The organism is Amycolatopsis sp. NPDC051045 (assembly GCF_040682955.1).
Classification (GTDB): Bacteria; Actinomycetota; Actinomycetes; order Mycobacteriales; family Pseudonocardiaceae; genus Amycolatopsis.
Window position 1 is genome coordinate 1 of sequence record NZ_JBFBCC010000032.1, and the last position, 11,805, is coordinate 11,805.

The following is an 11,805-nucleotide window of genomic DNA, read 5'->3' on the forward strand; positions in this document are numbered from 1 at the left end:
GCAACCGCCACTGCCACCCCAAACGCCACTTCGCCGTCAACTCCAAGATCCGCCGCCCCGATTACCTACCCAACGTTGCTTGATGAAGCACTAGCTGTATGAGGCCATGACGTTGGTGACGCCGGTGTGGAGCCGGGTGACCGGCGGCTGGTTTCCAGCGGCTGTGTGTGGTCGACGGTAGTTGTAGTGGATGTTCCAGACGGCCAAGGCCGCGGTGCGATGGGCTTCGCTGAGCCAGACATGCGCGTAGAGGAACTCGTCGGCCAAGATCCGGTTGTAACGCTCGACCTTGCCGTTGTGACGCGGGGTGTAAGGCGTGATCCGCTGATGCCGGGCCCCGCGTAGCACGGTGGCGAAGTCGTTCGCGCGATAGCAGGCGCCGTTGTCGGTGACCAGGCGGTCGATGTGGGTGATGCCATGCCCGGCGAAGAACGTGCGAGCGCGGTGGACGAACCCGATCGCGGTCCGGGCTTTCTCATCGGGCAGGGCTTCGGTGTAGGCCAGGCGGGAGTAGCCGTCGACGGCGGAGTGCAGGTAGGTGTAGCGGGCCCGCTGACCTCGAGTCTTGGTGCGGGCGACTTGCCGGTCCTGGTCGCTGCCTTTGCCGTGGATGCGCCAGCCACCGCCGTCGGGGATCTGGCCGGTTTTCTTCACGTCGAGGTGGACCATGTGTCCAGGCCAGCGGGCGATGATTCGCCCCGGTTGCCGGTTGTTCTGTCCAGTCGGGTCGATGAACCGGCGACGGTTCAGCCCGAGCTGCAGCAGGTGCCGGCCGGCGGTGCGCACCGAGATGGTGACGCCCTCGGCGGCCAGCTCGGTGGCGATCCGGCGGGCGGAGTACTTCCGGGTCCGGCGCAGTTGCTCGATCCGGGCCACCACCTGGGCGGCGGTGGCGGTGGGCTGGTGGTGCGGGACGCTCGGGTGGTCGAGCAGGACGATCTCGCCGTGGCGGCGCCAGCGGTTGACCCACTTGGAGGCGCATTGGCGGGAGATGCCCATCTCGGCGGCGATGTGGGCGATCGGGCGGGTCTGGCAACGCGCGACGAGCCGGCGGCGGCCCTCGATCGACAGCGGGGCGTTACGGTGGTGCATGGACGGGTCTTTCTGCTTGGCGGACGAGTGGGTCGCACTTCTCATCCTGCCGCTGAAAGACCCGTCCCTCGTCTCAGGCCCTCGCCCACGTCACCAACGTCATGACCCGCAACAGGTAGCCGCAGATCAAGTTGCCGGTGTTTCACGGAGCTACCGAGATCCACTCGAAAGTGCCGCGTCCGCACAGCCGGCCGTGGGCGCCCTGTAGCCGCGTCCGCGGCGATCCGCCGGCGGCAACGCCCTCGCCGCGACGTTCGGGCTCGGGAACCTCACCAACCGCTACGGCGTCGACGCCACCACCGGGCGGGAGGACCTCGGCGCCGCGAAATACTTCCTGTTCCTGGGCACCCACCAGGCCGAGACCCACCCGGTCACCTTCGACTATCTGCTCAGGTCCAGGAAGAAGACCCACGCAAAGCTCGTCGTCGTCGATCCGCGCCGGACGCCGAAACAGATGGAATGGCGGTCCATGTGGCATGACAACGATGAGCTAGGTGTTGGTCGTCTGGCTACGCCAAGGTATTCGAGGTTCTGGGCATCAGATCACCAGGGCCGCGGTAAAGAAGACGAATACCGGCGTGACTCCGGCTCCGCCGAGCGCGTAACACGCCTTGTCGCTGGTGATCGAGTTGAACGGGCGCCTCGCCGAGTAGGTCGAAGCCAGTGGACCAAATTTCGATCTTGCCCGGGGCCGTATCGGTCACGCGCAGCCATGTGCCCGAGGTAGGTACTGCGCCGTACCACGTCACATCCTGCACGTCTTCGGTCTGACGACGCCAACGCCGCGAACGGCGGGCACGCGTCGGATTGGCGAACGTTTCCCAGGCTGAGCGGGATTCGGGTGTCGGCCAGTTCTCGTTGAGGGCGTAGGAGGGGTCAAGATCAGCGATCCATTGGCGCATGCCGGCCACCGAGTCGAACGTCGCGTTGGTACTCGTGGCGGCCGAAATCGCGGCGAGACGGTGGTCGAAGCCGGAGCGAATAAGGATGGATGCTGCCTGACTAAAGGTTCCCGTCTCGATCGCAGTCACCGCCGAGCCTAGCAAGGCGTCAGCGTGAGCGTTGCCCTGAGCAGCTTCGTAGACTCGGGCGGCTTCCATGCCCCACACCAGCCGGTAGACGATGTCGCCCTCGATGAACTGCGCCACCTCGACACGGTCGCCGGCAACGGCACTAAGCGCTGACCCATGTATCCAGTGCCGCAACACGTCGTCCCGATTGCCAAGCTCCGTCTCAGGCTTGAAGACCTGCATCTCGAACACGATCCCAGCAATCGCCACGAGCAGGTCAGCGGCCGTCTCGTGATCTCCTTCGGCAATGGCGGTCTCAGCTTGCCAGGCCAAGGCGATGATACGACGAGATGCCCGTGATAGTTCGGATCCGGCGTCTGCTCCCAGTCCAGCAAGGTACCAGCCGCGACGCTGGGAAGGTGTCGCTGTCCGCCACAGGTGCCTTGTCCGGCTATAGACGAGGGCACGTACTGCCCGTGCCGTCGCATCATCGGCGCGGCTGAGTTGACGCTCCCATAACGAGTTGCGGAGGGCGTCGGCGACGACTTGCGTTGCGGCATCAGCGACGACGGCCTGATCTCCGTCGCCGACGATGCTCAAGATTCCGATGTCGAGCAGTGAGAGGTTCGACCTCCAACTCTCGACTGCCGCCGAATGTGCCTCATCGGTCTCATAAGGTACGGCGGGCAAGGACCAGTCCGGCCCGCCGGTGAGATAGGTCAGAAAGGACTCGATCGAAGCCTGCCCCTGGGCCGTGATCATTCGCCGCAAGAGTTCGATGCCGACCTCGATCAATCCTGATCGTAAAGTCTTACCGCTGTCCCCTTGAGTCAGACTGATCCATTCCCGGCGTTTTCGCTCAGTGGGTTCGAAGACCGGATAGAGCACAAGGCCTTCCGTGTCGACGAATGCTCGGCCTGCTCGTCCGATCACGTTCGCGAACTCAGAGCCCTTGAGCGTGTCTCTCCCGCGACGCAGTCCGTGGAACAGCACTGCCGAAGCGGACAAGTTCAACCCTTGAGCAAGAGTCGGCGAGGCGATGGTGATCTTCAAGGCTCCTCGTTGCAGAAGCCGCTCGATCTCGCGTCGGAAAGGACCAGGTAGCGCTCCGTGGTGAATTGCCACGCCGATTCCGAGGCATCGAAGAATGGGGTGGCCAGCGCCGAACCACTCGGCTCCGACCGTCAGCGCATCTGTCAGGTCGATGCCCGGTGGCAACACCGAGGGCACCAGGTCCCGGTCGTAAAGATCGATGATCGCGCGGGCGTAGGGCTCGACGGAGTTCCGCTGGGGACAGAAGACCAGCACCGTCTGGCCTTCTTCGACCAGCCGCCACCCCGTGGCGATGACGTGCTCACGCTGATTCTGCGGGAACATCTTCTTGCGCCGGCCGGTCGGCGCCTTCTGCTCGAAGTAGCGCGGAATGTATGGCTGTTCCGCTCCAAGCGTGATGGACAACCGGGCATGGTCTCTGCGCCACTCAACGAGGCCGAAGCGCTGCTGAGTCGGGCGCCAGAACTCCCGGTGAAGGCCGTCTGCCTCGTCATCGGTGATCCAAGCGACGAAGTCGTCCAGGTCCGGCCCCGAGGGGAAAATCGCAGAGAGGCTGAGAATGCGGCGATTCGAAGCGTCCGCTCGGCGCAGCAATCGTTGGATCTGGGCTTCGTAGCGAACCTCGCGCTCGGACGCTCCGATCATGTGTCCCTCGTCCAGGACAACCAGGCCGACGTCATCGAGCACAGAGGGGTCGGACCGGAGGGCGAAGTCCAGCTTCTCCGGGGTCGCCACGACGATCTCGCTGGATACCAGGGTGTCTTCGTCAACGTCGCTCGTCCCCATGCTCCCGTACAGAGAGGACACTCGGATGCCCAGCGGCGAGAAGGTCCTGGAAAGGACGTGCTCGGTCTGTGCGGAGAGTGCCCGCAGCGGGGTGACGTACACCGTACGGCGCCGTTGCGCGAGACAAGCCAAGATCGACAGCTCGGCGATGCGGGTCTTCCCAGCGCTGGTCGGCAGTGCGACGACGAGATCGCGACGGTTCTGGAAGATCCGGTCGACAACGTGGAGTTGGGATGGCCATAGATCTATCTCGGAGCGCTCCCGCGCCAGCAAGGACGCGACGAAATTGTTTCGAAGGTAGTTCCATCGCTCGACGAGGTCAGTGGCTCCGGATGGTGGGTCGCGCGGGATGTTGGTCTCAAGACTGGTGTCGTACAGGCCACCCATTAGGTACCGGGTCAGCCGGTAGATCCACCACGGGCCGGGGGCGCTCTGGTCCGAGGACGCCTGCTCGCCATCTCGAAGCTCGTCAAGAGCACTCTCAAGGAGTGTTCGGTTGCCGACTTCGATCGCGAAGAGGCCTGCCGAGACCGCCGAAAGATAGTTTTCACTGAGAAGAAGGACGAGCGGCCCGAACTCGTCCGGGATTGTGTCCTCGTCCACGCCGCGACCTGTTGAAGTGAGAGCTGCTAACAGCGCTTCATCGGAAACTTGAGCTGAAGCTCGCAGTGTCAGGGTCCGCCGCTCTATCGAGCTCAAGTCACGCATGAGCAGATCTGTCAGCGTCTGTTCCATCGGCGTCAGTGGCCCCGATTGTCGGCTGGCCCGGATCAGTGAGAATGCTCGCGCGGCAAACCCGCCGAGGTGACTGGCCGCGCCGGCGACAAGCCCGTGAAAGACCAGGTCTGCTTCGGCGGCCGCGTTCCGGGTAGCAGCTTCGAGAGCGTAGGAGCTCTGGATGCACCCGTACTGCGCGAGAGAGATCTGCCCGGTCGAGTCGTCTTCCGCGATCTCAAGCAGTTCAAGGCTCGTGGCCAAGAGCGCATACCCGTAGTTGAGCAGGTCCGCATCTAGGAACGAACTGAAATCCGGCGCATCCGGGGGTAACACACCGTCGCGGCGGATCATCGATTGGGCTTGCCCACGAGCCAGCAGCCGACCGCGGAAACCGCCATCAGTGGCTGAAGTCAGGATCTCTACCAGTTCTCGTGCCTCACGGGCCACCAAAGATCACCTTCTCGTAGGCGTTCTTAATGAACTCCTTATGGCCCTGAACGTGCAGCGTAACCGTCAACTGCGACACGGAACCCTTATACGCTACAAGATCAGCTGCCACATACGCACTCGGGTCACTGCTCGTGAAAAGAAACATCAGATGAGCTACGCGGTCGGGGCGGACGCCCTCTCGAAGCTGCAATGTGAGCACGGCGTCACCGACGTCGCTGTCCGGGGTGGATAGGAGGCGTTCGGAGAACTGGGCGAGAGACTGAGGCGACGGCAACTCCTCGTTGCGCGCTAGGCCTTCGCGGGCCTCCGCGACAGTGCCTCCGCCCAGCCTGACGCGGCTCTTGGCTTCCGCCTTTATAATAATTAGCTTGCCGTCGTGTCCGAATTTGGCTGCGAGCGCATCGTCGCCTCTCATGGCCCACTCTTGATGGTCGCGTTCAATGAGTCGGCTTGGCCCAACTACGCATCCCTGTTCCTCGTGAAGATAGGCCGTTGCGAGGATCTCGCCCATGTCTCCAGACCGGGCGCTCGCTTTAGTAGGGAGCTTGTTGCGGAGGTGTCGCGCAACGGCATTCTTTCCTAGCCGGTCGGCGATCCGAGCGAGCGCATCGGCTCTGGCGTACGTATGCGGCAACTCTGCGGCGAGGGTCGTAGCACCCATTACGTCATCGAAGGACTTTATGACGCCTGCAAGCTGACCGCCGATTGCTGCGGGCAGCCCGACGGTACACCAGTTGTGGAAGTTGGCCATGTCCCGCCGCTCACGCATCCTTCCTCTGGTCGGCTGAGTATCAGATGTATGCGAAGATCCACTAGGAAGCCTAGCCTGGAAGGATACCTGACTATTCGAACAAAGCCTCGCGGGTGCCGTGCCCGGCGTGGAGATCAGAAAGATCCAGCCAGCGACGCCGCCGTAGTTGCGGCCGAAACAGTCCCACGGCGGGACGGTCATCAATGGCACCGCGATGACCACCGGCCTGGGAGACGCGTTCGGCGCCGTGGGGTCGGTGACCAAGGTGGTGGCGCCGGCCCCTCGGACGCCGGGCCGAGCCTGACGCCATCCGCCCCGGCGACTGCTGTGATTGCCGCCGGAATCTCACCTGGGCACGGACGCCTACTGAACCCAACATACTGCAGCGCAGCGTCGGATCTCCCGTCGATCGAAGCGACGTTTCGACTCGGCTCGCAGCGCGTGCTAACCTGCATTCATCCTCCTAGTGGGGATGCGGCCGTGTGTGAAGGGCTGCGATGGCATGAGCGGGCATGGCTCCGGCGCCCCTGCTGGCAATGCCAAGGGTGTGGGGCACCCGCTTTGCGCGTAGTGATGGAAATGATCGTACGAACGTGACCATGTGCGGGCCGGAACGCGGAATGGATCACGCATGCCCTCGTCACCCCGTCGCAAGCTGAAAGACGTCCGCCGGTCGTTCACCGGCGAGGACAAGGCGAGCGCAGCAGCCGGCGTCGGCCGGGGCGACCTGGGACTCGACCGCTGCTCAGCGCGACAGCGACGATTTCGAGCCTTCCTCGCGCTGTACCTTTTCAACGCCAACGTGCCTGACACGCCTCTCGCCGCCCAGCACAGCGCGAACGCCTTCCTCTCCTACACGATGACCCTGTCGCCGTGGTTTGACAGCCTTGTCTGCATCGTGCCTGGGGCAGTTGACAACGCCGTTGGTCGACTCTTGGCATCACCCGCACGCGGCGACCTTCAGTACGGCGTGCCAGGGTTGCGAGTCAAAGCGGCCATCGACTTCAGGACGTACCACCTCGTCCATCTACCCACTGACGCAAAGATGGTCGTGGCGTCACGCCCGGACTTTCCTCACCTGAGCGAACTCGAGCGCAGGGGCCCGTATGGCGAGACATGGAGCGCCGAGCACTACGTCGGCGCCGAAGTCCCGCTGGCCGACGTCGAACGGGACGCGCTATCCCACCTCCCCTCGATGCCCTCGGGCATCGAGGGCATCCTCGCGGCACTCGTAGCCCGGCTCGAAACACGCGATCCGTCCGGCAGCTGGGCCCTGGGCAACTGGTGGTATGACCCGCTCCTTCGCCCCCGCCCGAGCGGGTACCGCCGCGACGGCAGGATCGCGCTGTGGGGCCAAGGCCGGACATGGGAACTCCGTTGGAACGGCCAACCACATCCAGAGGATGTCATCGCGTGCCTGACCGCACCTGTCGTCGGCGTTGCTCAACTCAGCGCCACGCATCTTTCGCCATTCGAATGGGTCGTCACACTCGACGGATGCCGCCTTACTTTGAAGTACGGCGCCGCATGACAGCCGAGGACGTTGAGCACTGATCGCGAAGACGTGTATTCTTCGTCCAACACTCGGAGCGCAAGGAGCCGGGGCCGCGGCGGATCTACCCAGACGATCCCGCTAGCGGCGAGAGGGTGTGGGGCACCCACCTTGCAATTCACCGATGTGGAGTCGTCAGCATGCCTGGCGCGTGTCTACGGTCGAGTCTGGGCGACAGGAGACGCGCTATGTCTGGAAACGCTGCCCGTCGGCGCTTCGCTGGCTTCCGTAGCCGGTTCAGTCACGAACCCCACGCGCTCGCAGCACGAGCGATTCCGCGGATCACTCCCGGGACTACGCCGCCAGCCCTCGGGTTGGACACCTGTGCGCCTGCCCAGAAGCAATTCCGCGCTTTCGCTGCTCCCTTCTTGCTCAACACTCCCGCCGTGCCGCGTCACCTCAGGGTCGCCGAGCGCGCCCAGCTCGTCGCGAGCTCAGGAGCCTCGCGGGTCGGTTGGAGCAACGTCGTCGTCTCGCCACAATATGACGACCTCAGTATCCTCACGGAGGACCCCGATCACCTAGTGCAATGTCTCGCTGATACCGCCAACGACTCAGGCCACGGCATCCCCGGACTGCGACCCGTGGAGGTCGAGGGAGCTGGCGACGCGCTGTTGTTGAAGCACCACCCCACCGGCGCCCTCTTGCGGATGCGCTACCACAGCTACTACACGCCCGACCAACGAACGCCACCGTGGTTCTTCCCCACCAACTGGCGACGCTTACGACGAGACCCCCAACTGGGTACCCAAGAACGCAACGCCTTCGACGCGATCCCCTCGATGCACGAGGATGCTGTGGACCTGCTCGCCGGCCTGGTCGCCCGGTTGACGTGCCGACGCGGCGACGAGGGTTGGGCAGTCGGGTGGCTGATCAGCAACCCCACCCCACGCCCCTTTCGGGAGCAGAGCGGGTTCGACTTCATCCAGTTGTGGGGCGACGACACCAACTGGACCTTGCAATGGGGCGGCTGCAGTGCGGTACCAACGAGCGACGTAGTCCGAGTCCTGACCCACCCTGTCATCGGCATCCCCGGTGCCCGCGCCGTGACGTCAAGCGAGACTCGCGGAGAGGTCCACCTCCGGAAAGCCTCTTTGATTCTGGAACTGCACGATGTCCCTGTGTCCGAATACTTCGGAAGCGAGAATCGTGTTGAGCTCGACGAGGTGCACCGATGAGCCGCACCCAGGAACCATCCTCATGGAAGAGCATCGTGGACAGCTGCCTCCGCGACCCTCATCGCTTCCGCCGCATGCTCACGTTGATCCTCGTCCTCGCAGCCTTCGCAATCACACTCGTAGCCATCGCAGGCTGGCCGCTGGCCGGCATCGGCTCAGTAGTGATGTGTGCCTTAGCACGTCGTTCAACACGAGCGCGATCCTCGGCACGTGACCGGCGAGCACGCCACCGATGAATGGCGATCGCCTCGTGAACCACAGTTCGAGTCCTTGACTCCCGCCAGACGGCGCACCTGACCATATCGGCCGACGCGGCCGCACCCGCCGTCGAACAGCCCACCGTTTGACATGGACTCGAACCAATGCGCCGCCGACCTGGTCCGCTGACCAGTTGCACCGCGGGTGCGTCGTGAAGCCGACGGGCTCAGTACGGCAATGATCCGAGGTCACGCTCGTGCTTGGGCGCAACCTCGACTTGACCTGATCGTCCTAGTGAATCAGCCCGGATGATCGCTACGAGCAGCCTGGAGCGAGCAGCGCCGATACGGAGCTTCCGCCGAAGCGTCTCCGCGGAGATCGGTCGACGATGCGCCTCCCAATGACGCGCGTCCTCCTGCCTCGCCCGCTCAAGCAGATCGTCGTCAACCAAGCCGGACGCCGGCCGACCGCCCTGCTTCTCGGCGCCATCGGGCATCGCGTCGCGGGACGTCTCCGACACCGCCCGTCCGCTACTGAGCGGATCATCGGGACACGTGCCCTGCGCCGGCTTCACGTCGTCGGGCGTTGCTGTGGCGCGCCGAGTTGCGATGGCAAGGGCGCTCAGCAGGTCCGGGCCGACTTCAGCCCATCCAATGAGCAGCAAGGGCCCGACTGCGTCAAATGCAGCCTTGCCCCACTGATTCGCACAGATGGGATCAGCGATGTTCAGAGCAAGTGTCGCCGCGCTGGCCGCGAGCAGGAGACGCCGCGCTGGCCGCACCAGGTGACCCGGTGCGCCGTTGAGGGCAACGTGCCGTGTTCCCACCAGTAACCCCAGGACGGTCAGGTCGACCGCCGGAGCCACGAGTGGAGCGACGTAAGGGGGGACTCCGATCCGCAGCGCCAACGCTAGGACGTTCCCGAAGCCGAAGAGGAAGGTCAGACCGATGACGATGCCCATCGCCGTCGTCACGAACCTGGCCACGCCCGACGAGGTGCCCATCACGACCTCCCGCGCATCGACGAGAGGTCGTACGTGCCCTCGATGACCAGCGTCCCGGTCAGCCGGGGCCGATCAGGGTGATGATGGTCTGCGTGGTGCCCCCGACGGGACTCGAACCCGCACTGAATCGATTTTAAGTCGACTGCCTCTGCCGATTGGGCTACGGGGGCACCGCACACTCTAGGTGATGCCCTCAGTTCCGTGTCCAGGGCTGGTTCGCCGCGCCCGTGCACGTCCAGATCTGCAACGATGTGCCCCGCCGAGCTTGGGCCGGTTGCGTCCAGGCACTTGGCCGAGGCCGGGTTGATCAGCTGGTTGCCTGTGTGCGTCCACTGCTGGGCGCCCGTTCCGTTACACGTGTATAGGTCCACCGCCGTGCCGTTTGCGGATGACGCGCCGGCCACGTCGACGCACTTGCCGTCGTTGCACGTGATCGTGCCGTCACCAGCAGGCGGTGGCGGTGTGGTGCCGCCCGCTATTGGTCAGGACGGCGGCACTCAGCGAAACCGCGAAGAGTGCCGCCTCGACGTCCCAGTTGTCCAGACCATGCCGCCCACCGGCACCCAGCCGGTCATTTCCCTTGCCAGGCCCCAAAAGCCCCGAAACGACGAGAGCCCCCGGTCGCCGGACCGGGGGCTCTCCAGACGAACAGCGTCAGGACTTCGAGACGCGCGCGAACTCGTCCTTCGGGTTGTTGATCTGCCCGAGCGAGATCACCTCACGCCGGAACAGGCCGCCCAGGATCCAGTCGAACAGGATGCGGATGCGGCGGTTCCAGGTCGGCATCGCCTTGAGGTGGTAGGCGCGGTGGAACAGCCACGCCGGGAAGCCCTTGATCTTCAGGTTCAGCGCGTCGGCGACACCCTTGTGGAGACCGAGGCTGGCGACCGCGCCGAGGTTCTTGTGGTAGTAGTCCTTCGGCTGGCCGCCGCGCAGGACCTTGATGATGTTCTTCGCCAGCAGGCGCGCCTGGCGGACCGCGTGCTGCGCGTTCGGCGGGCAGGTCGCCGTCGGGTCCTCTTCGGTGCGCGAGAGGTCGGGGATCGCCGCGTTGTCGCCCGCGGTCCACACGTCCGGGTGACCGACGACCTGCATCGCGGCGGTCGCCTCGAGGCGGCCGCGCTTGTCGACCGGCAGGTCCGACTGGCCCACCACCGGGTTGGCCTTCACGCCGGCGGTCCAGATGATCGTGTCGGTGTCGAACTCGGTGCCGTCCGAAAGCACGACGTGGCCGTTCTCGAACGACTTCGCCGCGGTCGACAGGTACACCTCGATACCGCGCTTCTCCAGCTGCTCGACCGTGTACACCCCCAGGGTCTCGCGGACCTCGGGCAGGATGCGGCCGGCGGCCTCGACGAGCACCCAGCGGATGTCGGAGACCTCGATGTTCGGGTAGTAGTTCTCCACCGCGAACCGGGTCATGTCCTCGAGCTCGGCCAGCGCCTCGATGCCGGCGAACCCGCCGCCGACGACGGTGAAGGTCAGCAGGCGCTTGCGCAGCTCGGGGTCGAGCGTGCTGGCGGCCTCGTCGAGCTTGGTCATGATGTGGTTGCGCAGGTAGATCGCCTCGCCGATGGTCTTGAAGGCGATGCCCTGCTCGACCAGGCCCGGGATCGGCAGGATGCGCGCGACCGCACCGAGGGCGACGACGAGGATGTCGTAGCCGAGCTGCTCGACGTGGCCGTCGGCCGCCTCGACCGTGACGGACTTCTTCTCGTTCTCGATCTTGGTGACGCGCGCGGTCAGCACGTGGCAGCGCTTGAGCACCCGCCGCAGCGGCACGACCACGTGCCGGGGCTCGATCGCGCCGGCCGCGGCCTCCGGGAGGAACGGCGCGTAAGTCATGTGGGGCTGCGGGTCAACGACGGTCACGGAGGCCTCGTTGGCCCGGAGCATCTTCTGGAGGCCGTACGCCGTGTAGAGCCCGACGTACCCACCACCGAGGACGAGGATCCGAGTCGGTTCCGACTTCGACTTCGCAGCAGCCATGTCCTCATGGTGACACCTTCGCCGCG

At 64.8% G+C, this 11,805-nt stretch carries 7 protein-coding genes, 1 tRNA gene and 1 pseudogene; 2 read left to right on the forward strand and 7 right to left on the reverse strand.

Features of this window, described 5'->3' with window-relative positions:
* Positions 1-90: 90 nt before the first annotated feature.
* From AB0M80_RS39980 to AB0M80_RS39990, 3 genes are all read right to left on the reverse strand, one after another.
* The gene (locus AB0M80_RS39980) at positions 91-1,092 is read right to left on the reverse strand and encodes an IS481 family transposase (RefSeq protein WP_364575354.1); all 1,002 of its coding nucleotides are present in this window, start codon (positions 1,090-1,092) and stop codon (positions 91-93) included.
* 509 nt (positions 1,093-1,601) lie between these two features.
* A complete protein-coding gene (locus tag AB0M80_RS39985; RefSeq protein WP_364575356.1) occupies positions 1,602-5,105 on the reverse strand; it encodes a DEAD/DEAH box helicase in 3,504 nt (1,167 codons plus the stop codon).
* Complete coding sequence (locus AB0M80_RS39990) at positions 5,095-6,060, reverse strand: Hachiman antiphage defense system protein HamA (RefSeq protein ID WP_364575358.1); 966 nt, start codon at positions 6,058-6,060, stop codon at positions 5,095-5,097. The genes AB0M80_RS39985 and AB0M80_RS39990 overlap by 11 nt, the downstream gene beginning before the upstream one ends.
* Before the next feature lie 430 nt (positions 6,061-6,490).
* Between AB0M80_RS39990 and AB0M80_RS39995 the strand changes: the two genes are divergently transcribed.
* Positions 6,491-7,390, forward strand: a complete 900-nt coding sequence (locus AB0M80_RS39995; RefSeq protein ID WP_364575360.1) for a hypothetical protein — start codon at positions 6,491-6,493, stop codon at positions 7,388-7,390.
* 407 nt (positions 7,391-7,797) lie between these two features.
* Complete coding sequence (locus AB0M80_RS40000; protein WP_364575362.1) at positions 7,798-8,589, forward strand: hypothetical protein; 792 nt, start codon at positions 7,798-7,800, stop codon at positions 8,587-8,589.
* A 424-nt stretch (positions 8,590-9,013) separates the two neighbouring features.
* Here the strand turns inward: AB0M80_RS40000 and AB0M80_RS40005 are convergent, their stop codons facing one another.
* The 4 genes and pseudogenes from AB0M80_RS40005 to AB0M80_RS40020 all read right to left on the reverse strand — a co-directional run bounded on the left by AB0M80_RS40005 (position 9,014) and on the right by AB0M80_RS40020 (position 11,779).
* On the reverse strand, positions 9,014-9,790 hold the full coding sequence (locus AB0M80_RS40005) for a hypothetical protein (RefSeq protein ID WP_364575364.1): 777 nt from the start codon (positions 9,788-9,790) through the stop codon (positions 9,014-9,016).
* Positions 9,791-9,883: 93 nt separating this feature from the next.
* Positions 9,884-9,960 (reverse strand) — tRNA-Leu (locus AB0M80_RS40010).
* Between the two features lie 23 nt (positions 9,961-9,983).
* A pseudogene (locus tag AB0M80_RS40015) lies at positions 9,984-10,233 on the reverse strand (ricin-type beta-trefoil lectin domain protein); the annotation flags it as partial.
* Between the two features lie 211 nt (positions 10,234-10,444).
* On the reverse strand, positions 10,445-11,779 hold the full coding sequence (locus AB0M80_RS40020; protein ID WP_364575366.1) for an NAD(P)/FAD-dependent oxidoreductase: 1,335 nt from the start codon (positions 11,777-11,779) through the stop codon (positions 10,445-10,447).
* Between the last annotated feature and the right edge of the window lie 26 nt (positions 11,780-11,805).